Genomic DNA, 337 nt, shown 5'->3' with positions numbered 1-337 from the left:
TCAAACTCACAGGCCTGGCCGATGACGATCGGGCCCGCGCCCAGGATCAGAATGCTGTTGATGTCGGTACGTTTTGGCATGATCTTCTCGCTCTGCGAAATCGGTTGAAGGGTGACGTTGCGCGGAGGCCGCCCGCAGGCGGCAACCCATCAACGTTTCGCGTCTTTCATCAAATCAATAAAGTGGTCGAACAGGCCGTCGGCGTCGTGCGGACCGGGACTGGCTTCCGGATGCCCCTGAAAGCTGAAGGCGGGCTTGTCCGTGCGGTGAATGCCCTGTAGGGAGCCGTCGAACAGTGACCGGTGAGTGGCCTTCAGATTGTCCGGCAGGCTCGCCT

1 protein-coding gene is annotated in these 337 nt (G+C 60.5%); it reads right to left on the bottom strand.

The window, feature by feature from the left end; genetic code table 11:
• Positions 1-149 precede the first annotated feature (149 nt).
• Positions 150-337 (bottom strand): glutamine amidotransferase-related protein (locus tag B3187_RS11420; protein WP_414673695.1); only part of this gene is annotated, 188 nt, incomplete at its 5' end.

Source organism: Marinimicrobium sp. UBA4209 (genome assembly GCF_002381585.1).
Taxonomy (GTDB): Bacteria; Pseudomonadota; Gammaproteobacteria; order Pseudomonadales; family Cellvibrionaceae; genus Marinimicrobium; species Marinimicrobium koreense.
This window is presented reverse-complemented; position numbering and strand designations above follow the sequence as displayed.